This is a genomic window from Kaistella flava (ex Peng et al. 2021) (genome assembly GCF_015191005.1).
In the GTDB taxonomy this organism is placed as follows: Bacteria; Bacteroidota; Bacteroidia; order Flavobacteriales; family Weeksellaceae; genus Kaistella; species Kaistella flava.
This window is the reverse complement of record NZ_CP040442.1, coordinates 925,129-951,321: the sequence shown is the minus strand read 5'-3', so window position 1 is coordinate 951,321 and position 26,193 is coordinate 925,129. Positions and strand designations below refer to the sequence as shown.

27 protein-coding genes are annotated in these 26,193 nt (G+C 33.2%); 21 read left to right on the top strand and 6 right to left on the bottom strand.

Translation table 11 applies throughout. The annotated features are described in order from the left end of the window. The first annotated feature begins 247 nt into the window (after window positions 1-247). The 3 genes from Q73A0000_RS04280 (at window position 248) to Q73A0000_RS04270 (ending at window position 4,098) form a co-directional block, all read left to right on the top strand. Entirely contained in the window at window positions 248-1,951 is a 1,704-nt protein-coding gene (locus Q73A0000_RS04280; protein WP_193812849.1) for an ATP-binding protein, read from the top strand. After that, the gene (locus Q73A0000_RS04275) at window positions 1,948-2,586 is read left to right on the top strand and encodes a response regulator transcription factor (RefSeq protein WP_193812848.1); all 639 of its coding nucleotides are present in this window, start codon (window positions 1,948-1,950) and stop codon (window positions 2,584-2,586) included. The genes Q73A0000_RS04280 and Q73A0000_RS04275 overlap by 4 nt, the downstream gene beginning before the upstream one ends. A 126-nt stretch (window positions 2,587-2,712) precedes the next feature. Then, window positions 2,713-4,098 carry a glycosyltransferase gene (locus tag Q73A0000_RS04270; RefSeq protein ID WP_193812847.1) on the top strand — a complete coding sequence of 462 codons (1,386 nt, stop codon included), beginning with the start codon at window positions 2,713-2,715 and terminating at the stop codon, window positions 4,096-4,098. 43 nt (window positions 4,099-4,141) lie between these two features. On the opposite strand, the gene Q73A0000_RS04265 is transcribed toward Q73A0000_RS04270, so the two are convergent. Then, on the bottom strand, window positions 4,142-4,903 hold the full coding sequence (locus Q73A0000_RS04265; protein ID WP_193812846.1) for a tryptophan-rich sensory protein: 762 nt from the start codon (window positions 4,901-4,903) through the stop codon (window positions 4,142-4,144). A 146-nt stretch (window positions 4,904-5,049) separates the two neighbouring features. Continuing rightward, window positions 5,050-6,147 (bottom strand): MBL fold metallo-hydrolase, encoded by a 1,098-nt coding sequence (locus tag Q73A0000_RS04260; protein WP_193812845.1) that lies wholly within the window; start codon window positions 6,145-6,147, stop codon window positions 5,050-5,052. 141 nt (window positions 6,148-6,288) lie between these two features. Between Q73A0000_RS04260 and Q73A0000_RS04255 the strand changes: the two genes are divergently transcribed. Then, window positions 6,289-6,714, top strand: a complete 426-nt coding sequence (locus Q73A0000_RS04255; protein ID WP_193812844.1) for an SRPBCC family protein — start codon at window positions 6,289-6,291, stop codon at window positions 6,712-6,714. A 62-nt stretch (window positions 6,715-6,776) separates the two neighbouring features. Here Q73A0000_RS04255 and tatC read toward each other — a convergent pair whose 3' ends face one another. Both tatC and Q73A0000_RS04245 read right to left on the bottom strand, forming a co-directional pair. Next, window positions 6,777-7,604, bottom strand: a complete 828-nt coding sequence (tatC, locus tag Q73A0000_RS04250; protein ID WP_193812843.1) for a twin-arginine translocase subunit TatC — start codon at window positions 7,602-7,604, stop codon at window positions 6,777-6,779. Between the two features lie 179 nt (window positions 7,605-7,783). Continuing rightward, window positions 7,784-8,743 (bottom strand): SIS domain-containing protein, encoded by a 960-nt coding sequence (locus tag Q73A0000_RS04245; protein ID WP_193812842.1) that lies wholly within the window; start codon window positions 8,741-8,743, stop codon window positions 7,784-7,786. 293 nt (window positions 8,744-9,036) lie between these two features. Here Q73A0000_RS04245 and recQ point away from each other — a divergent pair, with 293 nt between their 5' ends. The 13 genes from recQ (at window position 9,037) to Q73A0000_RS04180 (ending at window position 21,125) form a co-directional block, all read left to right on the top strand. Beyond that, window positions 9,037-11,241: a DNA helicase RecQ gene (gene recQ, locus Q73A0000_RS04240; RefSeq protein ID WP_193812841.1), complete on the top strand. Its 2,205-nt coding sequence runs from the start codon at window positions 9,037-9,039 to the stop codon at window positions 11,239-11,241. 10 nt (window positions 11,242-11,251) lie between these two features. Continuing rightward, the gene (locus tag Q73A0000_RS04235; RefSeq protein ID WP_193812840.1) at window positions 11,252-11,503 is read left to right on the top strand and encodes a hypothetical protein; all 252 of its coding nucleotides are present in this window, start codon (window positions 11,252-11,254) and stop codon (window positions 11,501-11,503) included. Between the two features lie 47 nt (window positions 11,504-11,550). After that, window positions 11,551-11,799, top strand: a complete 249-nt coding sequence (locus tag Q73A0000_RS04230) for a hypothetical protein (protein ID WP_193812839.1) — start codon at window positions 11,551-11,553, stop codon at window positions 11,797-11,799. A gap of 337 nt (window positions 11,800-12,136) precedes the next feature. Beyond that, window positions 12,137-12,382, top strand: coding sequence for a hypothetical protein (locus Q73A0000_RS04225; RefSeq protein WP_193812838.1), 246 nt, complete (start codon window positions 12,137-12,139; stop codon window positions 12,380-12,382). Beyond that, window positions 12,367-12,690 (top strand): hypothetical protein, encoded by a 324-nt coding sequence (locus Q73A0000_RS04220; RefSeq protein WP_193812837.1) that lies wholly within the window; start codon window positions 12,367-12,369, stop codon window positions 12,688-12,690. The genes Q73A0000_RS04225 and Q73A0000_RS04220 overlap by 16 nt, the downstream gene beginning before the upstream one ends. A gap of 30 nt (window positions 12,691-12,720) precedes the next feature. After that, entirely contained in the window at window positions 12,721-12,969 is a 249-nt protein-coding gene (locus tag Q73A0000_RS04215) for a hypothetical protein (RefSeq protein ID WP_193812836.1), read from the top strand. A gap of 366 nt (window positions 12,970-13,335) precedes the next feature. Continuing rightward, window positions 13,336-14,415 (top strand): glycosyltransferase, encoded by a 1,080-nt coding sequence (locus Q73A0000_RS04210; RefSeq protein WP_193812835.1) that lies wholly within the window; start codon window positions 13,336-13,338, stop codon window positions 14,413-14,415. A 5-nt stretch (window positions 14,416-14,420) separates the two neighbouring features. Beyond that, window positions 14,421-14,984, top strand: coding sequence for a hypothetical protein (locus Q73A0000_RS04205; protein ID WP_193812834.1), 564 nt, complete (start codon window positions 14,421-14,423; stop codon window positions 14,982-14,984). Between the two features lie 250 nt (window positions 14,985-15,234). After that, window positions 15,235-17,787 (top strand): adenosylcobalamin-dependent ribonucleoside-diphosphate reductase, encoded by a 2,553-nt coding sequence (locus Q73A0000_RS04200; protein ID WP_193812833.1) that lies wholly within the window; start codon window positions 15,235-15,237, stop codon window positions 17,785-17,787. A gap of 500 nt (window positions 17,788-18,287) precedes the next feature. After that, the gene (locus Q73A0000_RS04195) at window positions 18,288-19,565 is read left to right on the top strand and encodes a RidA family protein (protein WP_193812832.1); all 1,278 of its coding nucleotides are present in this window, start codon (window positions 18,288-18,290) and stop codon (window positions 19,563-19,565) included. A 673-nt stretch (window positions 19,566-20,238) separates the two neighbouring features. Then, the gene (locus Q73A0000_RS16910; RefSeq protein WP_317174290.1) at window positions 20,239-20,343 is read left to right on the top strand and encodes a type II toxin-antitoxin system RelE/ParE family toxin; all 105 of its coding nucleotides are present in this window, start codon (window positions 20,239-20,241) and stop codon (window positions 20,341-20,343) included. A gap of 2 nt (window positions 20,344-20,345) precedes the next feature. Further along, window positions 20,346-20,645, top strand: a complete 300-nt coding sequence (locus tag Q73A0000_RS04185) for a helix-turn-helix domain-containing protein (RefSeq protein WP_193812831.1) — start codon at window positions 20,346-20,348, stop codon at window positions 20,643-20,645. A 123-nt stretch (window positions 20,646-20,768) separates the two neighbouring features. Then, window positions 20,769-21,125, top strand: coding sequence for a DUF6567 family protein (locus tag Q73A0000_RS04180; protein WP_193812830.1), 357 nt, complete (start codon window positions 20,769-20,771; stop codon window positions 21,123-21,125). A gap of 103 nt (window positions 21,126-21,228) precedes the next feature. Here Q73A0000_RS04180 and Q73A0000_RS04175 read toward each other — a convergent pair whose 3' ends face one another. Continuing rightward, the gene (locus Q73A0000_RS04175) at window positions 21,229-21,936 is read right to left on the bottom strand and encodes a DUF2071 domain-containing protein (protein WP_193812829.1); all 708 of its coding nucleotides are present in this window, start codon (window positions 21,934-21,936) and stop codon (window positions 21,229-21,231) included. Between the two features lie 61 nt (window positions 21,937-21,997). Next, complete coding sequence (locus Q73A0000_RS04170; protein ID WP_193812828.1) at window positions 21,998-22,756, bottom strand: hypothetical protein; 759 nt, start codon at window positions 22,754-22,756, stop codon at window positions 21,998-22,000. Between the two features lie 188 nt (window positions 22,757-22,944). Here Q73A0000_RS04170 and Q73A0000_RS04165 point away from each other — a divergent pair, with 188 nt between their 5' ends. The 4 genes from Q73A0000_RS04165 to lpdA all read left to right on the top strand — a co-directional run bounded on the left by Q73A0000_RS04165 (window position 22,945) and on the right by lpdA (window position 25,660). Further along, a complete protein-coding gene (locus Q73A0000_RS04165) occupies window positions 22,945-23,460 on the top strand; it encodes a hypothetical protein (RefSeq protein ID WP_193812827.1) in 516 nt (171 codons plus the stop codon). Next, complete coding sequence (locus Q73A0000_RS04160) at window positions 23,429-23,638, top strand: hypothetical protein (RefSeq protein WP_193812826.1); 210 nt, start codon at window positions 23,429-23,431, stop codon at window positions 23,636-23,638. The genes Q73A0000_RS04165 and Q73A0000_RS04160 overlap by 32 nt, the downstream gene beginning before the upstream one ends. Further along, complete coding sequence (locus Q73A0000_RS04155) at window positions 23,635-23,931, top strand: helix-turn-helix domain-containing protein (RefSeq protein WP_193812825.1); 297 nt, start codon at window positions 23,635-23,637, stop codon at window positions 23,929-23,931. Before Q73A0000_RS04160 ends, Q73A0000_RS04155 begins: the two co-directional genes overlap by 4 nt. 325 nt (window positions 23,932-24,256) lie before the next feature. After that, window positions 24,257-25,660 carry a dihydrolipoyl dehydrogenase gene (gene lpdA, locus Q73A0000_RS04150; protein ID WP_193812824.1) on the top strand — a complete coding sequence of 468 codons (1,404 nt, stop codon included), beginning with the start codon at window positions 24,257-24,259 and terminating at the stop codon, window positions 25,658-25,660. The last annotated feature ends 533 nt before the right edge of the window (window positions 25,661-26,193 follow it).

Here is a 26,193-nt window from a genome sequence, read left to right as displayed (position 1 = left end):
TAAGAAAATTAAAAAGACTCTTCTAACGTCAATTTTCACTTTTAAAACTTTACAAAATTTTATCTTTTTTCCATTTACTGATTTTGTAAAAGATAGTTTCTGTCGAAAAATCGACTTCTTTTAGGTAAAATTAAATTTTAATTGAAATTATATATCTCTTCGGCAGATTCTTTGCTTTGATCATGGTTTTTGGCACCGTTTAAAGAAAAATAAAAAGCAGAACGTATTCTTCTTTTCAATTAATTAAATGATTTATAAAACTAAATACAGACAACTTATTCATTATTCGCTCATTGCGTGTGCGTTGTGTATTCAAGTCATCATTTGCATCTTTATTTACAATGAATATTTTAATGGAAAGAAATTAGAAGTTATTCAGAGTCAAATTCAGGAAACTCATGTGCTGAAAAATTTAATGGAAGATTCCCGAAAAGATTTATTGAGCGCGCAGGATAATTTGCAGAAGTATGTTTTTGATAATGACAAAAAATATTTAGAAGCGTATTTTCAGTCTTTACGAAATTTGAATAAAAATCTGGACCGCATCAGTGCTTATAAAAATATCAATCCTACTTTAAAAAATTTCATCGATTCCAGGAAATCTGAACTTTCAAAACTTCCTGATTTAGAAAAATCGATTAATTCTGTTTATCGAGAGTTTCAAAAACCTTCACCAGAGAAAGTAGCTTTTAAAATTAAAGATTTTGAGATCAAAAGTATTCCTAGAAAGTCTGATACCAAAATAGAATATCGCCTGGACAGCGTGGAGAAAAAGAATTTTCTTGGGCGGCTGAAATCTGCCGTCAAAAACGATGTAGATGTTCAACGAGAATTGACGATTATTTCAACCCAATACGGAGATTCTGTAAATACAGACCAGATTAAAACGTCTCTCGACAGCACAATAAATGCGGTTAACAGACATTATGGTAAGGAAATAAAGAAGTATGAATCTGGCATTATGGCTTCTCAAACGAAGAATAATAATCTGTATCAGATTTACGACCAGTTGATTGTTTACAGCAATAACTGGATGGGAATTTATAATATTGCCGTAAGTGATTTCAGTAAAAATCTGGAAAAAGATCTCTATGAACAAAATTCGATTAATAATAAAATTAGAAGATATTCGGTTTTAGGATTAATGATTTTGATGTTCTTTGTAATGATTGTCGTGGTTTATTATAACAGACAATCTTATTTGTACGAGAAAAAACTGAAATTGGCTTATGAAGAAATTAATAAAAACCTGAACTTTAAAAATAAAATTTTGGGAATGTTGAGTCACGAAATTCGTTCACCTTTGAAAATCATCAATATTTTTATTGACCGAATAAGCAGAAAGACAAAAGATGAAAATATTGCAGATTATCTGAAAACGATAAAATTCACCAATAATTCCTTATTAATTCAGGCCAATCAAATTTTGGAATACACCAAAAATCAAGAAAAAAAAGTTGAATTAAGACCAATCGAATTTAATCTTAGAAATGAAATAGAATCGATATTAAGAGCATTTGAACCTTACATCGAATCGAAGAATAATGTCTTTGAAGTACGAAATGACATCGATATGGAAACAGTTGTTCTAGCTGATAATATTAAAATTCATCAGGTTTTCACGAACATTTTGGGGAATGCAAATAAGTTTACGGAAGATGGTAAAATTGAAGTAAATATAGATACGACTTACGTTACCGACAAAATTTTAAAACTAAACGTTACGGTTTCGGACACAGGAGCGGGAATTTCGAAATCGGATATTAAGAAGATTTTTGAACCTTATTTTCAAGGAGTTCTTTCCACAGAAATTGATAATCTTGGCGCAGGTTTAGGTTTAAATTTATGCAAGGAAATTATCGATCTTTTTCATGGAACTATTTCTGCGCAAAGTACTTTAGGACAAGGAACAACCGTAACTTTCGCCATTAATCTGAATATTGTAAAATGAGTAAATCGATAACATTTCTGTTGGGTGATGATCACAATATTGTCCGTCAAGGTCTTCAGTTTGTAATTGAAGATGTGGTTGAAAATACAGAAATTAATCATGCTTCGAGTTTGGATCAAATTTTAAGTCAATTAAAATCGAATTCTTTTGACATTGCCATCCTAGATGCACAGTTCCCTGATGGAAATTCACTTTCAATTATTGCTGAAATTAAGCGACTTCAACCCGAAATTAAAATTCTGATTTTCACCAGTTTTGAAGAGGATAACTATTCCTTAAAATTCATTAATGAAGGTGCAGATGGTTTTCTCAACAAGTTAAGTGAAGAAGCTGAAATTCAAAATGCCATTCAGGAAATGATTGAAAAAGGAAGTTCGTTTCCGCCGTTTACCACAAAAATGTTACAATTGTCTGATGAACATATTGCGCTTTTAAATCCTTTAAACCAACTCACCGAAAGAGAATTAGAGATTGCTGTTTTGTATGCAAAAGGATTTGGAAACCTTGAAATTGCAAACAGTTTGTCACTTCGACAAAATACCATAAGCACCTTTAAGAAAAGGATATTTGATAAACTTAAAGTCGAAACCTTGGTTGATTTAATTGACCTGGTAAGAACGCATCACGATCTCTAAATATCTTTCTTGTAGATAAATATCTACAAACCGCTCGACAAACATCGACTCGAATTTCCCCGAAAAAAAATCCGTTTCCCTTTACTTTGTAAGTGAATTTAGTTAGTAACTATAAAGTTTAGGAAAATGAAAAAAGCTCGTATACAGAAGAAAGAATTTTTACGTGAGAAAGTAGATCGTGCAGTCTCAAAAATAAAAGCATTAAGCAAAAAAGAATTCGGTGTTTTAATTGCGGTTCAAATTGTAATGTTTAGCGCTATTTATGCCGTTAATAATTTTAGTCCTTATTTTGAGGAACTTCATTTTGTAAGAATGCAGACGATTTCTGGGAGAATTTTAGTTTTCTCTTTGTTGACGATTTTGATATTTCAGGTTTCATTTCTAATTTATATCGCCTATTTATTTTTTAAATATAAATCGATACCGTCCGTTACCGATGCTGAACTGCCAAGTTGTACCGTAATTGTTCCAGCGTATAACGAAGGAAAGTTGGTTTATGAAACTTTGCTAAGCATTGCTGCAAGTGATTTCCCAATACATAAAATGGAAGTTATCGCCGTAGATGACGGAAGTAGTGATGATACCTGGTATTGGATTAACAAAGCAAATGCAGATTTAGGAAATACGATTACGGTTTATAAACAACCAGAAAACAGAGGAAAAAGACACGCCTTGCATCTTGGATTTACGACTGGAAAAGGAGATGTTTTCATTTCTATCGACAGCGATTCGGTTGTGGAAAAAAATACGATCAGAAATTTGATAAGTCCTTTCGCAGTCAATAAAAATTGTGGCGCCGTTGCAGGAAATGTTAAAGTTTTGAACAAAAATCAAGGCATGATTCCGAGAATGTTAAATGTGAGTTTTGTATTTAGTTTTGAATTTATGCGGGCTGCACAAAGTTCTTTAGGATTTGTATTATGCACGCCGGGTGCTTTGTCTGCTTACCGAAGAGAAGCAGTTTTACATTGCCTGACAGACTGGATTGACCAAAAGTTTTTCGGACGCGCTGCAACAATCGGAGAAGATCGTGCGATGACGAATTTAATTTTAAAACAAGGTTACGATGTTCAGTTTCAAAGAAATGCAAACGTTTTAACCAATACGCCGACTTCATTTAAAACCTTGCACAAAATGTTTACGAGATGGGGCAGAAGTAATGTTCGCGAAACATTGATGATGAACAAATTTATTTTTGATGATTTTAGAACGAAAAATAAAACAGGAGCACGATTTATTTTCATTAACCAATGGGTGAACTTACTTGCTGCTTTCCCTCTAATGATTTTGATGTTCTATTTTTTAATGACGCATCCGCTTTTATATCTGAGTTCAGCATTGACAGGAACATTTATTTTCGCAAGTATTCAGATGTTGTTTTTCAGTAAAAAATATAATTTTATCGATGCGCTTTGGGCGTATCCGTACAGTGTATTTTATTTATTTGGTCTTTTCTGGATTTTCCCTTTTTCGATTGCTACGGTTAAAAACGGAGGTTGGTTAACGAGATAAAATTCAATTTAAATAATAGAAAACTCCCTTTGATATTCAATTATTAAAGGGAATTTTTTTTGAAAATTTTGAGACCACTGCTGATAAAGATAATTCCAGCGGCAACCAAAGCAACTAAATAAACCTGCTGACTTACTTCTTTGTTCGCCATTGCAATAGCAACCAAAGCCCAAACTGCAACGAAAGCAAATACAGGTGCATTCTTTTTCCAAGTCATGAAGATATGAATGAGAGAAGCGATTATGATTAAAATAATCGTCCAGTTAATTTCTGAAATTCCCAATCCGCTCCATTCAATTTTTGTTAGCCAAGCTGCCATCGCTGCGATTAAAGCAACACTTACCCAACCAGCGTAAATCTGGAAAGGAAAATTGATGAACCATTTTTGTGCGTTACCTGAATTGTATTTTAAAGCTTCCATTAATATCATTAAAAGAGATATAAAAGCGATTAATAAAACAATTACAGATAAGCCAGTAAAACCATAAAGCCACGTCAAAATCCAGGCACAGTTTGCGAGACAGGAAACTACAAACCACCAGCCGATTTTTTCAACAAATGCGTCAGCTTCATTTTTAGAAGGATTAAATAAACTTCTACCCGTATAAAAAACAAAACCAATTAATAATAAATAAATAAAACCCCAAATCGAAAAGGCATAACCTGCAGGCGTAAATAAATTATGATATTGATCAGAAACATTCGCGATCGTTTTCCCATTAAAAATCCCGGTATTGCTTAAATAATTAAAGATGATGGTGAACACCAAAAAGAAACCATTTGCGATTTGTAGTATTTTTTTCATTTTAAAAGTATTTAGGAATGATTGAATTTAATTAAAATCTAAATTAAGAATTTTTACACAACGTCAGCAATTTCATCGCTCATCAAATTTGACAAAAATGGTTTTTTAAAATAGATTTAAAAAACCAAAATTTTATTAGGATTTAATTACTGATAAGCTTCCCACCATTTTTCGTAAACTTTCTGATCATCTTCCCAGTTTACTTTTTCTCCAATTTTCGGTGTGATCAAGCGGAGATTTTCTTTTTCATTTAATTCTGAGATTTTCTCTAAAGGTTCTTTCCAATCATGCAGTGAAAGGGCAAATTTTGAATTATGAACGGGGATAATTCTTTTCGCTTTTAAATTTTTTGCAGCAACTAAAAATTCTTCCGGCAGCATGTGAATGTATCGCCAATCTTTATTGTATTGGCCGTTTTCTAGAATAGCCAAATCGAAACCTCCATATTGAGTTCCGATCTTTTCAAAATGATCATCAAAGCCAGAATCACCGCCGATATAAATTTTATGCTTGAGAGTTTCAAAAACAAAACTCGCCCAAATTGCCTCATTTCGTTTAAAACCTCGTCCGGAAAAATGTCGCGCAGTTTCCGCATAGACCTTAAACCCATTTCCTAAATCAAAATTTTCGCCCCAATCTAATTCAATAATTTTTTTCGGATCGTAATTCCAGTATTCTAAATGTTCACCAGTTCCTAAACCTGTAATCACTTGATTCACTTTTGGATCAAGTTTTTTCACCGTTTCAAAATCCAGATGATCCCAATGATCGTGCGTGATGATTAAATAATCCAAATCTGGAATGTCATCTGTAGTATATAAATCAGTTCCTTTAAATGCTTTGGTGGTGAAAGTTACCGGTGAGGCATTTCCGCTGAAAACGGGATCAACAAGAATTTTTTTTCCATCAACCTGCAGAAAATAGGAAGAATGTCCCATCCAAACATAGATGTTTTCGGTTGGATCTAAATTCAGTAAATCGGTTTTTGTGAAATTGAATTTCTGCTTTGGTATTAAATTTTTGCTTTTAGAAAAAAGGAAATTGTACAGCACTTTCGGCATTGAAGTATCTTCTGCAAGCTGCGGCGTGAAATTAATATTATCGAATTTATCTTTCTTATAATACGGAGATTTCAAAATTCTTTCGAGACGTTTTCCAGACGGAGCTTTTCCAAATTTAGGATGTTTTAGGAATAGCGATATTGATACTATAATTAATAAAATGAGGATTAAAAAAACGATCATGAAATATATTTTAAGGTCGTAAAAATTTGAAAAAATAAAGAGCGAAATTAAACCAAATATTTATCATGTTGCTTGTAATGATGTTTAAATTTTGCCTAATTTTAAGTAATCAATTTGTTGAACCCATTAATACTTAAAGTTATGCACGAGAATGTAATCGTTAAACAACGAGTTAACGCACCAGTAGAAAAGGTTTGGAGCGCAATTACCAATAAAGCGCAAATGAAAGAATGGTATTTTGATATTCCGGATTTTGAGCTCGGTTTGCACAACGAGTTCAATTTTTATGAACCCGGAGGAGCAAATAAATACCACCATCAAGGTGAAATTCTGGAAGTAATCCCGAATGAAAAATTCAAATACAGTTGGTCTTATCCTGAAATTTCTAAAGAAAGAACCATCGTTAAATGGGAGCTTGAAAAACGTGGAGACGGAACCGAAGTTACCCTAACTCATAAAGGTTTAGAAAATCTGGATCACTTGGGAAAAGATTTCCAAATGGAAAGTTTTGAAAAAGGGTGGTTAGGAATCGTAGGGCATAATTTAAAAGCATATGTAGAAAAATAAACAGTTTATCTGAAAACAAAAAACACGCTCGAAAGCGTGTTTTTTTTGTGAAATATTTTAGATTAAGCTCTTTCTTTTTCTTCTTCTAATTTTCTTTTCTGTACTTTTTTAAAGGTATAAGCACTCATTATAATACTGAATTCATACAATAATAAAAGTGGAAATGCTGCCATCATCATACTCAGAACGTCTGCAGGGGTAATAATCGCGGCAACTACCAGAATTAAAACAATGGCGTGACGGCGGTAAGTTCGCATGAATTTCGGCGTAAGAATTCCAATTGCCGTCATGAAATAAACAATTACTGGAAATAAGAAAATAACGCCCATTCCTAAAACGATCTGAAGGAAAAGGGTAGTGTAATCACTTAAATCAAAAAGTTGCGTAATCGAATCTGAAACTTTGAAAAGCAAACCAAAATTGATTGCAAATGGAAGGATTAAAAAATAACCACATAAGATTCCACAAGCAAAAAGGATCCAAACAAAATTAATTAACCAAACAGAATTCTTTCTTTCTTTTGGATGAAGTGCCGGAGAAATAAATCTCCAAAGTTCCCAAACCAAATAAGGAAATGCGGCGACCATTCCACCAAAGATAGATACCGCCATCATCACATTAAACTGTTGAAATAATTTCTTTTGTTGTACCGCAAAATGCGCTGGAAGTGTAATACTGTCGTGACCAAGTAATTCACGCGAATAATGATTCACTACTCGAAAAGTAAAAAAATCATTTCGTGTTGGTCCGAAGAAAATATGATCCATGATCCAGTTGACATTAAAGCCAACCACAATCGCACAAACGACAATTGCAATCATTGCGCGAATCAAGTGTGCTCTCAATTCTCCGATGTGTCCCCAAAAAGACATTTCTTTTTTTTCGCTCACGAAAATTTTTGTTTTAAGATTTTATAATGGTTGTATTTTATAACAACTAATTCTTTTCAAGTTGCGAAATTAATTAATTATTAGCGAATATCGTTTAAATCAATTGATTTATAATTAATCAAACAGGTTCAACAAACTTTAGGATTCGTAATGATATATAATGAAATTTGTAAAAGCCTTTAGTTAATTCCTTCGTCCAATAATTTGTGAATGTCGATGATTCCGAAATATTTTCCGTTTTCGGTAACGATTAACTGACCGATATTTTTATCTTTTAAGATCTGCATAGCTTCTTTTGCCAACGCATTTTTATCAATGCTCTTCGGATTTTTACTCATAATTTCTTTAGCGACGAACTTCGATAAATCCTGTTCGCTCATCAACATTCTACGCAAATCACCATCAGTAATAACTCCGATGATTTCTTCGCCGTGAGTGACAACTGTAATCCCGTGTTTTGAACTGCTCACCGAAATAATGATGTCCCGTAAATTGGCTTCTTCAGAAACTTGTGGTTTTTGTGCAGATAAAAACTGTTCTACTTTGGCTGTAAGATTTTTTCCTAAACTTCCACCTGGATGAAATTTCGCAAAATCTGATTCTTTAAAACCATTAAGTTCCATTAAACAAACAGCTAAAGCATCACCCAGAGCCATTTGAACGGTAGTAGAACTTGTTGGTGCCAATTTAATTGGACAAGCTTCTTTTTCAACAAAAGTATTGAGAACGACATCAGAAAATTCTGCGAGTTTGCTGTTTAAATTCCCAGTCATTCCAATGAGGCTTGAAGAATATTCTTTTAGAAAAGGAGCTAATGTTACAATTTCCGGAGAATTTCCAGAATTCGAAATACACAATACGACATCCGTTTTTTGAATAACTCCTAAATCACCGTGAATCGCTTCCGAGGCATGAAGGAATTGCGACGGAGTTCCTGTTGAATTTAAAGTGGCAACCATCTTATTTCCGACATGTGCCGATTTTCCTATTCCGACAATAATAAGTTTTCCTTTTGAAGATTTAATAATGTCTACCGCTTTTAAAAATTGTTCGTCTAAACGGTTTTTAAGAAGTTCGAGCTCAGCAATTTCAATCGAGATAGCATCTTTTGCAAGCTGAAGGATTTCTTGGTTATTCATAAAATTAATGGTTCATTTTATTTATAGGATAATCGGCACTATTTTCTACATTATTCAACAGAATTCAGTGTAAAAATGGGATATTCCCTATAATATACAAAAATATTAAATGTAATGTTCTTCAAAATTAAATATCATTTTTTTTTAATGTGATAATAATTAATTAACTTTGATTATTATGCAAATTTAGGAAAGAAATTTTAGAACTTAAACCTAAAATCTAAATTTTCAGGCAGAGTGAAAATGAAGATATTCTACCCATAAACGCTGCTCAAAAAAATGTCAATTTAAAGATGAACATAAAAAATACCGATTTATCAAAAGAATTAAAGAAATATTTCGGTTTCTCAAAATTTAAAGGTCAACAAGAAGAAATTATAAAAACCCTGATGAAGGGTGAAGATGTTTTTGTTTTAATGCCTACCGGAGGAGGGAAATCCCTTTGTTACCAGCTACCAGCATTGATTTCTGAAGGAACTGCAATTGTAGTTTCCCCATTAATTGCTTTAATGAAAAATCAAGTTGATGCGATCAACGGACTTTCTTCTGTTGAAGGGATCGCCCATGTACTTAATTCTTCGCTCAATAAAACCCAGACTAAACAAGTATTCGATGATATTAAATCGGGTGTCACCAAATTATTATATGTTGCCCCCGAATCTTTAATTAAAGAGGAATATCAGGAATTTTTGCGAGATGTTAAAATCTCATTCGTAGCGATTGATGAGGCACACTGTATCTCAGAATGGGGCCACGATTTCCGTCCGGAATACAGAAACCTGAAAAGTATTATCGATAAAATTGCGGATGTTCCAGTTATTGCTTTAACGGCGACGGCAACTCCGAAAGTGCAGGACGATATTCAGAAAACTTTGGGCATGAGCAATGCGCTGGTTTTCAAGGAAAGTTTTAACCGTCCGAACCTTTATTATGAAGTAAGACCAAAAGTTAATATCGACCGTGAAATTGTAAAATTCATCAATGCCCGTAAAGGAAAAACGGGAATCGTTTACTGTCTAAGTCGTAGAAAAGTAGAAGAGTTTGCTCAAGTTCTTCAGGTTAATGGAATTAATGCATTGCCTTATCACGCTGGGTTAGACCAGAAGACAAGAGTGATGAATCAGGATAAATTCTTGATGGAAGATGCAGATGTCATTGTAGCTACAATTGCGTTCGGAATGGGAATCGATAAGCCTGATGTTCGTTACGTGATTCATTATGATATTCCGAAATCTTTAGAAAGTTATTATCAGGAAACTGGTCGTGCCGGAAGAGATGGAGGTGAAGGATATTGCTTGGCTTTTTACGATCCAAAAGATATTGAAAAACTAGAAAAATTCTTGGCTCAGAAACCTGTTTCAGAAAGAGAAATTGGGTTGCAACTTTTAAATGAAGTGGTTGGTTATGCCGAAACTTCGATGAGCAGAAGACAATATATTCTTTATTATTTTGGAGAACAGTTTGACCCTGTAACTGGCGATGGTGCGTTGATGTGTGATAATGCTACAAATCCACCAAAACTAAAAGATGCTTCTAAAGAATTGAGATTGGTTCTTAATTTAGTGAAGGAACTCGAAGAGAAATTCAAAACAAAAGATTTGATTTCTGTGATTGTAGGTAAAGAAAATCCAGTGACGAAATCTTATAAATTAGAAGCTACTAAACATTTCGGTATTGGTAAAAATGAAACAGAAAATTTCTGGAAATCGATTATCAGACAAGCTTCTGTGCAGAATTTCTTGCAGAAAGATATTGAAACTTATGGTGTTCTGAAGTTAACTGAAAAAGGAAACAAAGCGCTTTCTTCCAAAAAAGAGACTGAGTTCTTTATTGCTGAAGATCGAGAATATAATTTGGAGCAAACCAAAGCGGATTCTGATAAAGTTCAGACCGAATCCGGTGGTGGTTTAGATGAAGTTCTGTTTGGTCAGTTAAAAGAATTGCGTAAAAAAGTAGCGAAAAAGTACGGAATTCCGCCTTACACTGTTTTCATGGATCCGAGTATGGAAGACATGACGGTGCAATATCCTATTAACATTGAGGAAATTGGAAAAATATATGGTGTTGGTGAAGGAAAAGCCAAAAAGTATGGAAAAGAATTCGCTGATTTTATCAAAAATTATGTTGAAGAAAACGGCATAGAACGAACGCAGGATATGGTGATGAAAACGGTCGCCAATAAATCCAGTCACAAAGTTTTTATTATTCAGAGTACCGATAAAAAAATAGATTTAGAAGATATCGCCAAAGCCAAAAATATTTCAATGGATGATCTTTTGAAAGAAATGGAAAGGATTGTTTATCAGGGAACTAAATTGAATATCAATTATTACGTTGATGAAAATTTCGATGAAGATATTGTGGAAGAGTTTATGACTTTTATGGGAGAATCTGAAAGTGACAGTATGAAAGTTCTTTTGGCAGAATTTGGTGATGATTTAAGTGATGAAGAAGTAAGAATGTTGCGAATTAAATTTATTTCAGACGTAGCAAATTAAATGAGGTGTCATGGAAAATCCAACATTAGAAAAGAAAAAAACGCTGATTGAATGGATCGAAAATCTTGATGATTTAGAAATCATTCAACAGCTATTGAATTTAAAAAATGTTCATGAATCATCTACATTGATTTCAGATATCAATTCTGAAACTATTGTAAAAGAAGATTTTGATGAACAGTTTGCTGCGGGAATGACTTCTGACGAACTTCTGGAAAATATTGCGGCGCATATTGAATCTATAGATTCGGAAGAAAAATAGATCATTTCAAATGAGATTATTATAAAATAATTGAAAAAATTGATTCAATGGAAAATCCAATTTTAGACTTAAAAAAGGAAATTATCATTTGGGTGAATAATCTTGATGATTTAGATATTCTATCAGAACTGATTGAGTTAAAAAGTAAGGATAAATCTATTCCATTAATTTCAGAAGCCCGATCTGAATATGCCGTAAAAGATGATTTTGATGAAAGATTTGCGAAAGGAATGAGTTCTACGGAATCTCGAAAAAGAACAAAGGCGTTTATAGAAAGTTTACCTTGGAAGAAGTAATTATTTTTTCTGAGGAATTTCACTAGGTTTTAGAAGAGTTAGTTGAAATTTTATTTGTTAAAGAATATTTTGGTTTTAAAATCGATTGCGATCTTTATGTAGATGAAATTTATGGCTATATAGAAAGTTATATAAGTTTTCCAATCTCCATAAATTCTCCTGAACCTTTTCAAAAATTCGGTAAGAAATATCTCCGATACAAAGCGAACAGTCAAACTTTCTGGTATATATTTTTTGATTAAAAAGATAATCAATTTATCATCAATCATATTTTAAATAACCATTCTCAAGACTTTCCGGAATTGTTGTAAATTTGATAAGAGATAAAATTCATATGATGGAAAATCCAATTTTTGAAATTAAGAAAGAATTGATCAAATGGATCAAAAATCTTGATGATTTGGAAACAATTCAAAAGGTGTTGGATTTGAAAAATTTTGATGAACCTGCTTCATTAGTTTCCGATGCTCAATCCGAATACTCCAGGACAGATGATTTTGATGAAAGGTTTGCTAAAGGCTTAAATCCAGAAAATGCTCGAAAGGAATCAAAAAAAATAATCAGAGAATGGTGGGACAAATAATTTATTCAGCTTACTTTATTTCTCAATTAGATCATCTTGCAAAAATACTTTACATAAAGCAATATTTTAGTTATTTAGAAGATGTTGACAATTATATTGACGAAATTTACGATGTTATAGAGAATAACATTGAAAATTCAATTTCTCAAAACGCTCCCGAACCTTTTCGAAAATTTGGTAAGTACTTCCTTAGCTACAAAGTGAATAAGCATGCATATTGGTATGTTTTCTTTGACCAAAAAGACAATCACTTTATCATCAATCATATTTTAAATAACCATTCTCAAGACTTTCCCGAATTGTCGTAAATTTGTTTTTCGATTGAAAAAATTTAACCCATGAAAAATCCAATTCTAGACCTTAAAAGAGAAATTATTAGTTGGGTTCATCATCTTGATGATTTAGATATTCTAACACAATTGATTGAGTTAAAAAGTAAGGATAAATCTATTCCATTAATTTCAGAACCTCAATCTAAATATGCGGTAAAAGATGATTTTGACGAAAGGTTTGCGAAGGGAATGAGTTCTGCGGAATTCCGAAAAAGAATTATTCAACACATCGATTCTTTACCTTGGGAGAAATAACAATATATTCTGACTCTGCACTAGAAATATTAAGTGAGTTAGTAGATATCCTTTATACTAATAGTTATTTTGGTTTTAGAGATTCAGCGGTCGAATATACAATGAAGATTGTTGATTTTATTGATCAGAATATTGATAAATCGATTTCAAAAAATTCCCCAGTAAAATTTCAAAAACATGGTAATAAATACCTAAAATATACCGCGAACAAAAGGACCGTTTGGTATATTTTCTTTGACCAAAAAGACAATCAATTTATCATCAATCATATTTTAAATAACCATTCTCAAGACTTTCCCGAATTGTTGTAAATTTGAGATTCACTTTGTCAAAGTTGAAATCTTTGATAAAGTTTTATAAAAATACATGAAAAAAATCTCTATCCTCTTTATACTTCCCGATTTAGAAACTGGCGGAGCAGAGCGAATCGTAACAACGATTGCGAATCATTTGCCACGCGAAAAGTTTGAACCAAAAATTCTACTCTTAAGAAAAGAAGGAGGTTATCTGGAATTTTTAAAAGATGATGTTGAGATTATCGATATTAAAACGCCCCGAATTCGTCATTCTTTAAAACCAATTTTAAAGGAAATTCGCAAGAGAAAACCTGATGTCGTTTTCAGTGGTTTCGGTGAAGTGAACGCTTATCTTGCTTTATTTATTAAACTTTTTCCGAAGACAAAATTCATCGCCAGAGAAACTAACGTTGTTTCGCAACACGTTACCCGAAAGGAAATCCGATTTTTTTATAAGTTCTACAATAACTATGATAAGATTATTTGTCAGAGCGACGATATGCAAAATGACCTGATTGAGAATTTTAAAATTAAAAAAGAGAAATTGATTAAGATTAATAATCCGGTTGATTTTGATTTTATTGATGAAAAGTTAGCAACTTCAGAAAAGCCAGGATCTTTTAAAGATGATTTTAAAAATATTGTGGCTATTGGAAATCTATCTTCCAGAAAAGGTTTTGATAATTTATTAAAAGTTTTCAGTCATTTAAAAAATGAAAAGATTCTGCTACATATTTTAGGAAATGGACGAGATAAGGAACTGCTTCATCAAATGAAAAAAGATTTGGGATTAAAAAACGTCATCTTTCACGGACAGCAAAAAAATCCTTATCAGTTTTTGAAGTTCGCAGATTTATTTATTCTCTCTTCCCGTTACGAAGGTTTTCCAAATGTTTTGTTGGAAGCAGGAGCGTGCGGAACTTATTCTTTGGTGAATAATTGTCTTGGTGGAATTACTGAAATTATTCAGCCAGGAATAAATGGTGAGATTTCTAATATTGAAAATCATCTGGAATTTGGAAATAAAATATTGACTGTGCTTAAAGAAGCTCATGATTCTGAAGCCATCAAAAATTCTATTTCCTCTCGGTTTTCAAAAGATTTTATTTTAAAGAAGTACGAAAATGTTTTAGAAAACATCATTACATAAATAGTATGAAGAAATTTCTAATTTTAATTTTGCTAATAATTCTTTCTTGTAATGAGAATAAAAAAATTGTCGAAAGTAGTATTGAAACTGATAAAGTAAAAAATCTTGAATTATTAACTTTTATGTTTCAACCATCATTAAAAGAGAATACTGAAGTAGTTCTAAATTTTGATAAAAAATATTTAACATTTAAAAACATTTATCCAAACATTCAAGAACCGCCGGCACCGCCAAGTGCAAATGGTCAAAGTAGTAAAAGAGAATATGTTTTGAGAAAGCCAATTCATCCTTTCGTCACGAATTTAACGAATGAAGAATTGCTTCCCATAAAATTAGCATTGAACGATCTGTCAACTGTTGATTACCAAATAACAGAAGGAACCGAAATTGATGGAACAAGTTATGGTTTTAGTATTCTATTCTCAGATAGAAATTTTAAAGTAGGATTTATTGCTAATGAAAAAACTGAGAAACAAAGAAAATTAGTAGATGTGATTTTAAATTTATTGAAGAAAAAAAATATCTTTCCAGAAAATGAAATCATTTTAGAATATTATTCTAGGTATTAAAATAAATATTTTCAACTTAATAGACGTTTTATTATTTATAACAACTCGGCAAAAAAAATCTTTATTGGAAATATATAATTCTTTCTTAAGTTTATGATTTTAATCATATTGTAAATTTTATTTTTTGTGAACTTTTATAATTTTTAAAATATTTATTTTGTTGATTTACAAATGGTTGAATTAAATTATTTGCAAACAATTTTTTATTAAAAGATACTTCTGTATATTTATTTCGTCAAAAAAATTAATTATGGAATCAACTCTCTTAGCAAAAAAAATAAAAACTTATACGTACGATGAAGCAATTCAATCTTCCTTACAATATTTCGAAGGTGATGATTTAGCCGCTAAAGTTTGGGTGAGCAAATACGCCTTAAAAGATTCAGAGGGAAACATTTACGAACAAAATCCCGATGATATGCATCACCGAATTGCGTCCGAAATTGCCAGAGTTGAAGCGAAATATCCAAATGCTCTTTCGGAAGAAAAGGTCTTTGATCTCATTAAAAAATTCAAATATATTATTCCGCAAGGAAGTCCGATGACGGGAATTGGGAATAATTTCCAGATTGCTTCGCTTTCAAATTGTTTTGTAATTGGCAGCGGAACGCAAAGTGATTCCTACGGAAGCATTATGAAAATTGATGAAGAGCAGGTTCAGTTGATGAAGCGACGCGGTGGAGTTGGTCACGACTTGTCACACATTCGTCCGAAAGGTTCTGCAGTAAAGAATTCTGCGTTGACGTCAACGGGTTTGGTTCCTTTTATGGAAAGATATTCTAACTCGACGCGGGAAGTTGCACAAGATGGTAGGAGAGGCGCGTTGATGCTTTCTGTGTCCGTAAATCATCCGGATTCTGAAGATTTTGTAGATGCGAAATTGGAGCAGGGAAAAATAACGGGTGCGAATATTTCCGTGCGAATCGATGACGAATTTATGAAAGCCGTTGTCAATAAAGAAAATTATATTCAGAAATATCCTATTCATAGTGCAAATCCGAAATTTCAAAAGGAAATAAAAGCGACTGATCTTTGGGATAAAATTATTCATAACGCCTGGAAATCTGCAGAACCTGGAATTCTTTTCTGGGATACCATTATTAATGAATCTTTGCCGGATTGTTATGCAGAAATCGGCTACGAAACAGTTTCCACGAATCCGTGTGGAGAGATTCCTTTGTGTCCGTATGATTCTTGCCGATTGTTGGCGGTGAATCTTTTCTCTTACGTGGAAAATCCGTTTACGAAAAAAGCGAAATTTAATTTTGAATTATTCAAAGAGCATGTTGGTTATGCCCAAAGAATGATGGACGATATTATCGATTTGGAAATTGAAAAGATCGATGCGATTCTGGCGAAGATTGAATCCGATCCGGAAGGTGATGAAATCAAAGCAACAGAGAAAAATCTTTGGACAAAAATCCGTCACAAAACAATTGAAGGCAGAAGAACCGGCGTTGGAATTACAGCGGAAGGCGATATGTTAGCTGCTTTAAATATTCAATATGGAAGCAAAGAAGGCAATGAATTTTCCACTTTAGTTCATAAAACTTTGGCTTTGGCGGCTTATCGTTCATCGGTAGAAATGGCGAAAGAAAGAGGTGCTTTTGCAATTTATGATGCGAAAAGAGAAGCGAAGAATCCGTTCATTTTAAGAATGAAAGATGCCGATCCGGAATTGTACGAAAATCTAAAAAAATACGGTAGACGTAATATCGCTTTATTGACAATCGCACCAACTGGAAGTACATCTTTAATGTCGCAAACTTCGTCTGGAATTGAACCTGTGTTTATGCCGGTTTATAAAAGACGCAGAAAAGTAAATCCAAATGATCAGGATATTCGCGTGGATTTTGTAGATGAAGTTGGCGATTCCTGGGAAGAATATTTGGTTTTTCACCACCGTTTTAAAGAATGGATGGAAGTCAATGGAATCGACACGGACAAAAATTATTCTCAAGAGGAATTAAATAAAATTATTGAGCAATCGCCCTATTACAAAGCGACTTCCAATGATGTGGATTGGTTGAGCAAAGTAGAAATGCAGGGTTCGATTCAGAAATGGGTGGATCATTCGATTTCGGTAACGATCAATGTCCCGAATGATGCGACGGAAGAATTGGTGAATCAACTCTACATCAAAGCGTGGGAAGTGGGTTGCAAAGGCGTGACGGTTTATCGCGACGGTTCACGTTCCGGAGTTTTGATTTCGGCAGACGAGAAAAAAGACGAAAAACCAGAAATGATTACGTCTGTTTTCCCTACGAAAAGACCGCATGTTTTAAATGCAGATGTGGTTCGTTTTCAAAATAATAAAGAAAAATGGATTGCTTTTGTTGGTTTAATTGAAGGTAAACCTTACGAGATTTTCACTGGTTTGGCCGACGATGAAGAAGGGATTTCCGTTCCACGTTGGGTGAATGATGGGGTGATTATTAAAAACCAGGATGAAAATGGAAAATCGCGTTATGATTTCCAGTTTAAGAATCAGCGTGGTTATAAAACAACGATTGAAGGACTTTCGCACAAGTTTAAACCAGAATTCTGGAATTATGCAAAACTGATTTCCGGTACTTTACGACACGGAATGCCGATTGAAAATGCGGTTGAATTAATCAACCGTTTAGAACTCGATTCTGAATCCATCAACAACTGGAAAGCCGGAGTTGCACGTGCATTAAAGCGCTACATCGCTGATGGAACCGAAGCCGGCGGAAAATGTTCAAGTTGTGGTTCTGATCAAGTGGTTTATCAGGAAGGTTGCTTGACTTGTAAGAATTGCGGGAATAGTAAGTGTGGGTAAAACTATATTTTGATATAAATAATAATGGCTGCTTCAATTTTGAGGCAGCCTTTTATAATTCTATAGAATTGTGGAGCAACCATATCATCAAACAAAAAATAGATGAAGTTCACCAAATTCTGTGGAAACGACTTTAGTTTCTAAATCAGAAGATTACTTTTACTGCAGTGCTAAAGACTATGCAGACGAGACAGGATTTTTAAGTGATGTTGTTGTTGTTTTCGGGTCTGATGATTAAAATAATATTGGCTTATTGACCGATGCCACACGAAAGGATTCTTTTGGCAGCAGGAGTCTTAGCATTTTTTATTATTTATTAACAACTACTTGTGATTTATTAAAATTTACACCGGTTTTGAAAGTTTTGGATCTCATTTGTATCTTCGGAAATATTTTTTAGTAATTTTGATATACACAAATGAGCATAGTGCTTAATTTCCCTTATTTAAGCTAAATTAAATAGTAGCTCACCTTATTAACTATTTAAATTTATAGACAAAATGAGTTCAAATAAAGTAAATTCAGTATCAGCAAAAAATACGGATAATGCTCCAAAAAGTATCGGTCCTTATTCACAATCGGTAGCTTTCTCTCATTATAATAATCTTTCAGCGCAATTACCTATCGATCCAAAATCGGGCACATTGGTAGCTGGTGGTATAAAAGAGCAGGCTGAGCAATGCTTTAAAAATATTAGGGCAATTGCAGACAGCATCGGCCATGTGATGAGCGACGTTGTCAGAATCACAGTATTCGTTAAGAATGTTAAAGATGTTGACGCTGTAGACGAAGTTTATAAAACATTCTTCCCAACCTATGTTCCTACAAGAACTACAGTTGCAGTTGCAGCTTTACCTATGGATGCAATGGTGCAGGTAGAAGCACTTCTTTCGCACGGTGAAGGTACAATTCCGAACGCGCCACAATCTGGCGATCTTATAAAGCTTACAAATAATACGGAAAATGCGCCAATAAGTACTTTATCGACACAAACTGTATCTTTCTCTCATTACAATAATCTTTCAGCTCAATTACCGATTTGTCCAAAATCTGGTAGATTGGTAGTGGGTGGTGTAAAAGAGCAGACTGCACAATGCTTAAAAAACATCAAGGCAATTTTGGAAAGTATCGACGTTCCTTTTGATGATATTGTTAAAGTTAATATCTTCCTTAATAACCTAGCTGATATTGAAGCTATAGACGAAGTTTATTCAACATTCTTTCCAGATTCGGCTATTGCCAGATCTGTAGCTTATGTTCCTGCACGTACAACAGTTGGAGTTTCAGCTTTACCGATGGATGCTTTGGTGCAAATCGAAGTGGTGGTTTCACACGGCGATGGAACACCTCCACAAGCTATTGAACACCGACATGGAATCGTTATTTGGGCAAATAATACTGAAAATGCACCAAAATGTTCTCTGTCTAACCAAACGGTAGCTTTTTCTCATTACAACCATCTTTCAGCTCAGTTACCTGTGGACTCAAAAACAGGGGAATTGGTTTCTGGCGGTATAAAAGAGCAGGCTGAACAGTGTTTAAAAAATATCAAGGCAATTGTAGAAAGTATCGATCACGTTATGGATGATGTGGTTAAAGTAAATATCTTCCTTAAAAATATCGCGGATATTGCTGTTGTAGATGAAGTTTATACAACATTCTTCCCGGGCGGAATTCCTGCAAGAAGAACAGTTGGAGTATCAGCTTTGGCTAAAGATGCTTTAATCCAAATTGATGTAGTTGTAGCAAACGCTGAGGGAACACCTCCACAAGCATAATAGGCATTTGTCTGTAAATACAGGAACTATAACGTTACTTGTAAAGGCAGAGAGCAAATGCGAAACTGCATATTCTAATCATAAGAAGTCTGTCTGAAATGAAAATTGAGACAGGCTTCTTTTTTTAGTTTCGGGATGTTTATGAATAATAAAGGCTGTTTCATTTTTGAGATAGCCTCTTTTTTATTTTCTTTTCCGATGAACTACATGTGAAGGTTGCTCCGCAGGAGCAATATCTCTGTAGAAAATATTAATTAGTAAGAGAGGTGCGCTCCATAGGAGCGCTATCTTTTTCCATCATTTTTAATTGAGATAAAAAATAAGAAAGTTAAGTTTCTAAATTTTGCAAAGTTTATCTAAATCCAGTAATAGTTTTCTATAAAAACTTGGATAAAGTTATCTTTTGAGTTAACTTTATCCAATGAGTAGGCGAATTGATTTTACCAAAATCACTTTTTGGACTTTTATAAAGTTCAGGGTGAGAAGGTAAAATCTAAAATAAAAAATGTCCTCGAACTTATCAAACAAGTTGACAGAGTTCCTGAAAATTTTTGAAACATTTGTCTGGAACTGATGGGATTTATGAAATTAGAATTGAATACCAATCGAATCTCTACCGAATACCTGTCCGCCGACAGGCAGGTTCTGTTGTTTTGGCAAAGGGAATTTAGTAATTCTGTTCAATGCGTTTCAGAAGAAATCACAGAAAACGCCGCAGAATGAATTGGACAAAGCAATAAGATTGAAAAATGAAAATTTTAAGAATAAAAAAGATTAAAAATGGATAATTACACAGATATTAAAACCTTTGACCAACTGATTGAATTAGAGCATGGTAAAATTGGGACTGAAAGTAGAGTGGAATATGAAGAAAATGCTCAAATGTTTATTATCAGTGAGATGTTAAAGCAAGCCCGCAAAGAAGCAAACATGACACAAGAACAACTTGCAGAAAAAACAGGTACCAAAAAAAGTTACATTTCAAAAATTGAAAAAGGCAAAGGAAATATACAACTCTCTACCTTATTTCGACTTTTTGAAGTGGGTCTAAACAGACGGATAGGATTGACCTTTTTGTAGAGTAGTTGTGGATCTTACCAATTGCTTTATAAGGGAATAAGTATGTGTTAGTGAAATGTACAATTTTGTACTTTTTTTACTAGATAATAGTAATTATGTTTGTAAAAATATAATTTTAACAATATGAAAACAAAATCTATTATTACAGGACTTTTAATTTCTGGTTCATTAGCGCTAACAAGTTGTGCTTCTAGTCATTATGGAACTTTACAAAGTTCGGCTAATCTAAGTTCTAATAATTTCAACTATTCGGCGAATAGTATCACAGGAACTTCCACAGCGACATATATATTTGGAATTGGTGGTATGAAAAGACAATCTCTTGTTGATGAAGCAAAACAAGATATGCTTGCAAAAAATCCATTACAAAAAGGTCAAGCACTTGCAAACACAACAGTAAATATAAAAAATTCTATGATGTTTGGAATTGTTCAAGAAGTTATGTGTACTATTACCGCAGATGTTGTAACTTTCAATTAATAAGGTCTTTTCATTTAAGATTTTTTGAAAATTCCGCTTAACAATGTTGCGCGGAATTTTCTTTTAGATTAAAACATATTGGCCATAAATATTTTACGTGTGCTTACTTTTCCTGCTCGCTTTTCCACTCATGCTCAATATTCGTCATCAACAAAGCATTGTCAAAATTCACTGAACCTTTTGGAAAGATTTCTTCATTTTCAAAAAAACTTGTTTTCACATTTGAAACTTCAAGCGGTTTAACTTCCCATTTGTAGGCTTTCAATCTTAATCCATCAAACTTATCTTTGTTGGGTGAATATCCAAGGTCTCCATTTTCAAAAAAGTCAGAAGCATTTTCTAATGTTTTGAAGATTGAGTTCTCATAAAATACTTTGGTTTCAGTTGCATCAATTGATGTTTCGGTTTCATCGGAACTTTTAAAGTCGATGTGATAATTTCCATTTGCTTCTTGTACGTTGAATTTTGCCAGATAATGTTTACCCGGAAATAGTCGACCGCCAATAAATGCGTTTAATTTTAGAGAAGTGTCTCTTCGTGGAATGTAAACACCAGATTTTGTTTCACCATTCTCGTCCCATTCGACGGCAATTCTGTGTGCGCCATTTTCTGAATTGACGCCGATGAAGTCAGGAAATCCTTTTGGTTTAATGTCTTTTAGTCTGATCAAGCAAATTCCTACAATGGCTTTGTCTTTATAGATTTTTGGTCGAAAAGGAAAAGGAATAATTTTCTCTACAGATTTTGGATCAGCGGTAAAGTTGATTAAAATTCTTCTGTCGATATAGCCGTGGATTGTAGGGATTTTCATTTAGATCAAATGTTTTTTATTACTTACCGTACGAAAGGATTCGTGCGGCAACGCGGGAGATTTATTTCCAATCATATTTTATTGGAAAATCCATTCCATCTTTTAAGAAGTCTATTCGATCTTTCAGGTTTTCTTTTATCATATCATATTTAAATTTATATGGAATTTTCTGGCTGATAGATTCAAAATCTTGTAATGTTTTTTCTTTTCCCTCAAAATAATAACTTATACCCATTCTTTTATATATCTCAGGCTGATCCTTATATGGATCGGGATTTTTTAACAAGATATTTATTTTTGGTTGATTTCTTTGTAGTTCATTATAATATTGTAACATTTGTTTTTTATACAAAATTGATTCTGTTAATGCCATGCAGTAAAATTGACCGAACTTTAAATCTTGCTTTTGTGCTGAATTTAATGAGTCATTTTTAATCAATAAGTTATAGGTACCAATCATTTCTTTTAAATCATTATTCAGAATTAATAATCCTAACTTCTTACTCAATAGATTCACACTATTTGGTTGTTTTGTTAGCAAAGTATCTAAATATATTTTTGTAGAATCATAATATCTATGAAAATTGGTAGAATCTTTTTTTTCAATTGCAAATTGCGTTTTATCATAAAACAAGTTGTACTTTTTATGATAATCAGATTGTTTTTTATTTTCATCTTGCCCCTTACAAGAGAGAAATAACAGCAGTAATATTAAGGGTAGTTTTTCCACTATTATTGTCGTCATTGATTTTGGATCAGCGGTAAAGTTGATTAAAATTCTTCTGTCGATGTAGCCGTGTATTGTTGGGATTTTCATCATTTGTGCTTTTCATTTTTCTAATATAAAAAAAATCTATTTACAGAACGAAAATAAATTTTTTAGAATAATGCTTATTGCAATGAATGATTTATACTGATACAAAAAGATTAATAAGAAATAAAAGCTTCACTTAAATAACATTGTATATTGTTTAAGTTTTACCTATATTTGTGTAATATTTAAATCATATGAAAAGTTTTTTAACAGCATGGGAACTGCAAAATGCAATTGATACGATTTCTGAATCAATATCAGTGGCGGAAAAACGTAAAAATGAATTGGAGAGATTCTCAAGTTTTTACTTTATCGATCAAGAAGTTGATCATGATTACTTGGAAAGATTAAATCTTATTCGAGGATATTTTAGAAAAGAAAATGCCGTATCTATTAGCGAGATTGAACAGCTAAATTTATTAGAGTACAATCTTTCTACACAATTATATGATGAGCTTAAAATCTTAAGAGAAGTAGAAATACTAACCTCAGAAATTGAAAGTTTAAAACTACGAAAAAAACAACTTAAGCGTAGTTTAGCATTGTGTAGAGGTATTTTTGACGATCGAAAAATCATTAGGAACCAAAAAAATAACATTAGGACATTCGACGATGAAGAAAATACAGATTTTGACTTAGTTAAAGAAAGTTTATTAACAGCTCAAAATCTAAATTTCAATGTCTACAAAATATATAAAAAATGCGCTTAGTGATATCATAGAAAATTATGAATTAACTGAGGAAGTCAAAATCGCTTTAAATGATTTAAGAGAAAAAATCAGTGATGATTTAACTCAAAAAGAAAAATTTGAAATTTTAATCAAGTGGATTTCCATCTTTAAGGATGTTGGTAATCTAGCAGTAACAATCCAAAAATTATTTGAATGACCTTAGGAGAAGTAATAAAAATCTTATTAAAGAGAAAAGGACTTTCTCAAGTACAACTTGCAGCACAAATTGGGAAAAGTAAAACGAGTGTATCACAAATTATTAATGGCGTTTATAGTCCCAGTCCAGAAACTCTTGAAAGTATTTCAAAAGTTTTAGAAGTTCCAGTGCCAGTGATTCATTTCATGTCATTGTCTGAAAATGACATTCCGGAAGATAAAAAACAACTTTATAAGATGATATCACCGATGATGGACAAGTATTTATCTGAGCTCTTTAGTATTGAAATTTAATCTACATATTTTTTTTAGAATGGAATGAAAATATTATATTACTTTCTTACTTATTACTACAAAACCGACAATCTTTTTGTCGGTTTTGTAGTAATATACATGTATATCACAACTGTTTAAATCAATAGCCCTGATTGCAGCGGCATCCTTTTTTGCTTTCTCAAATTTTCTTTTTATAAATGAAATTTCTAGCAAAAAAGATATAGCGAAAAGCAGGTTCCCGGCTCCTAAAAAAGTCTCGAAAATCTCTGCAAATCCACACCATCCAAAGCGAAAATATTTTGTAAATTTGCCCTACTTTTAATTAAATCATAAAAAGATAAATATGAGTCAATTCGATGTTACCGTAATCGGTTCCGGTCCTGGTGGTTATGTTGCTGCAATTAGATGTGCGCAATTGGGTTTCAAAACAGCAATTATTGAGAAATATCCAACGATGGGCGGTACTTGCCTGAACGTGGGTTGTATTCCGAGTAAAGCGCTTTTGGACAGTTCTGAACATTTCGAAAATGCAAAACACAATTTCGCGAATCACGGAATTATCATCAACGATCCTGTGGCAGACATCAATAGAATGGTGGCTCGTAAGAATGAAGTGGTGGACCAAACGACCAAAGGAATCCAGTTCTTGATGGATAAAAACAAGATCACGGTGTTCGAAGGGGTTGGAAGTTTTGAATCTGCAACTCAGATCAAAGTGACTAAAAACGATGGTTCTACGGAAACGATCGATTCTAAATATACGATTATCGCGACGGGTTCTAAACCGAGTACGCTTCCTTTTATTACTTTGGATAAGGAAAGAATCATCACTTCTACGGAAGCATTAAATCTGAAAGAAATTCCGAAACACCTGATCGTTATTGGTGGTGGAGTTATCGGTTTGGAATTGGGTTCTGTTTACAAAAGATTAGGTTCTGAAGTAACGGTGGTAGAATTTATGGATAAAATTATTCCTACCATGGACGGTGCTTTGTCGAAAGAATTAAACAAAGTTTTGCGCAAACAAGGAATGAAATTCAACCTTTCTACGGGAGTTCAGTCTGTTGAAAGAAATGGCGATACCGTAAAAGTTACAGCGAAAGATAAAAAAGGCGAAGAAGTAGTTTTCGAAGGTGATTACGTTTTGGTTGCTGTTGGTAGAAAACCTTACACTGACGGACTTGCTGTTGAAAAAGCAGGTGTTGATTTGGATGAAAGAGGAAGAGTGAAAACAAACGAGCATTTACAAACCAATGTTTCGAATATCTACGCCATCGGTGATGTTGTAGCAGGAGCAATGTTGGCACACAAAGCGTCTGAAGAAGGAACTTTGGTGGCTGAATTAATCGCTGGACAAAAACCTCATATCAATTATAATTTGATTCCAGGTGTTGTTTATACTTGGCCAGAAGTTGCTGCTGTTGGTAAAACAGAAGAGCAATTGAAAGCGGAAGGTGTTGCCATTAAAGTGGGTAATTTCCCGATGCGTGCTTTAGGAAGAAGCCGTGCTTCCGGTGATGTTGATGGTTTCATCAAAGTAATCGCTGACGAAAAAACGGATGAGATTCTTGGAGTTCACATGATCGGAGCGAGAGCGGCAGATTTAATCGCAGAAGCGGTTGTTGCAATGGAATATAGAGCAAGTGCTGAAGATATTTCAAGAATGTCTCACGCGCACCCGACGTACGCTGAAGCTATGAAAGAAGCGGCTTTGGATGCGACTGGGAAGAGAGCGATTCATTTTTAATTGTACAAAGTAGAATGTATAAAGTATGATGTATTAATTGCATTGTAATATAAATTTAAAGAGAAGTTTCGGCTTCTCTTTTTTTTTGTTTGGTACTTTTTAAAGCCATCCCGAAACTTCGGGACACGAATTTTTTTCCTTTAATATCTTGTGTTTATTCTTTGGAGGATTAATTTGAAGTATAAAAGCAGCATAAAAAGAGATTCGTGCATTCGTGGCAGAAATAATTTAAAGAGAAGTTTCGGCTTCTCTTTTTTTGTTTGGTTTTTTAAAGCCACGAATGCACGAATTTTTTCTTTTTATAACTCTTTGTTCACTGAGTTCATTAATAATAAAAGGGTAAAAATCTGTTTAAGAGTTGTGTAAATATTTGAAGTCAGAAGTATACATAAAAGAAATCCGTGTCCCGAAGTTTCGGGATGGCAAAAATATTTTATGCGTGTGATTCGCTTTGATAATGATTTTTAGGGAAGGTTAAAGCGGTTTTGAGGCAATTAATGTATTAATTAATAATTTGCATATATTCATTGAAA

Coding starts and splice junctions, on each gene's coding strand:
- Q73A0000_RS04280 (WP_193812849.1), top strand. CDS start 248: ATGATTTATAAAACTAAATACAGACAACTTATTCATTATTCGCTCATT.
- Q73A0000_RS04275 (WP_193812848.1), top strand. CDS start 1,948: ATGAGTAAATCGATAACATTTCTGTTGGGTGATGATCACAATATTGTC.
- Q73A0000_RS04270 (WP_193812847.1), top strand. CDS start 2,713: ATGAAAAAAGCTCGTATACAGAAGAAAGAATTTTTACGTGAGAAAGTA.
- Q73A0000_RS04265 (WP_193812846.1), bottom strand. CDS start 4,903: ATGAAAAAAATACTACAAATCGCAAATGGTTTCTTTTTGGTGTTCACC.
- Q73A0000_RS04260 (WP_193812845.1), bottom strand. CDS start 6,147: ATGATCGTTTTTTTAATCCTCATTTTATTAATTATAGTATCAATATCG.
- Q73A0000_RS04255 (WP_193812844.1), top strand. CDS start 6,289: ATGCACGAGAATGTAATCGTTAAACAACGAGTTAACGCACCAGTAGAA.
- Q73A0000_RS04245 (WP_193812842.1), bottom strand. CDS start 8,743: ATGAATAACCAAGAAATCCTTCAGCTTGCAAAAGATGCTATCTCGATT.
- recQ (WP_193812841.1), top strand. CDS start 9,037: ATGAACATAAAAAATACCGATTTATCAAAAGAATTAAAGAAATATTTC.
- Q73A0000_RS04235 (WP_193812840.1), top strand. CDS start 11,252: ATGGAAAATCCAACATTAGAAAAGAAAAAAACGCTGATTGAATGGATC.
- Q73A0000_RS04230 (WP_193812839.1), top strand. CDS start 11,551: ATGGAAAATCCAATTTTAGACTTAAAAAAGGAAATTATCATTTGGGTG.
- Q73A0000_RS04225 (WP_193812838.1), top strand. CDS start 12,137: ATGGAAAATCCAATTTTTGAAATTAAGAAAGAATTGATCAAATGGATC.
- Q73A0000_RS04220 (WP_193812837.1), top strand. CDS start 12,367: ATGGTGGGACAAATAATTTATTCAGCTTACTTTATTTCTCAATTAGAT.
- Q73A0000_RS04215 (WP_193812836.1), top strand. CDS start 12,721: ATGAAAAATCCAATTCTAGACCTTAAAAGAGAAATTATTAGTTGGGTT.
- Q73A0000_RS04210 (WP_193812835.1), top strand. CDS start 13,336: ATGAAAAAAATCTCTATCCTCTTTATACTTCCCGATTTAGAAACTGGC.
- Q73A0000_RS04205 (WP_193812834.1), top strand. CDS start 14,421: ATGAAGAAATTTCTAATTTTAATTTTGCTAATAATTCTTTCTTGTAAT.
- Q73A0000_RS04200 (WP_193812833.1), top strand. CDS start 15,235: ATGGAATCAACTCTCTTAGCAAAAAAAATAAAAACTTATACGTACGAT.
- Q73A0000_RS04195 (WP_193812832.1), top strand. CDS start 18,288: ATGAGTTCAAATAAAGTAAATTCAGTATCAGCAAAAAATACGGATAAT.
- Q73A0000_RS04185 (WP_193812831.1), top strand. CDS start 20,346: ATGGATAATTACACAGATATTAAAACCTTTGACCAACTGATTGAATTA.
- Q73A0000_RS04180 (WP_193812830.1), top strand. CDS start 20,769: ATGAAAACAAAATCTATTATTACAGGACTTTTAATTTCTGGTTCATTA.
- Q73A0000_RS04175 (WP_193812829.1), bottom strand. CDS start 21,936: ATGAAAATCCCTACAATCCACGGCTATATCGACAGAAGAATTTTAATC.
- Q73A0000_RS04170 (WP_193812828.1), bottom strand. CDS start 22,756: ATGATGAAAATCCCAACAATACACGGCTACATCGACAGAAGAATTTTA.
- Q73A0000_RS04165 (WP_193812827.1), top strand. CDS start 22,945: ATGAAAAGTTTTTTAACAGCATGGGAACTGCAAAATGCAATTGATACG.
- Q73A0000_RS04160 (WP_193812826.1), top strand. CDS start 23,429: ATGTCTACAAAATATATAAAAAATGCGCTTAGTGATATCATAGAAAAT.
- Q73A0000_RS04155 (WP_193812825.1), top strand. CDS start 23,635: ATGACCTTAGGAGAAGTAATAAAAATCTTATTAAAGAGAAAAGGACTT.
- lpdA (WP_193812824.1), top strand. CDS start 24,257: ATGAGTCAATTCGATGTTACCGTAATCGGTTCCGGTCCTGGTGGTTAT.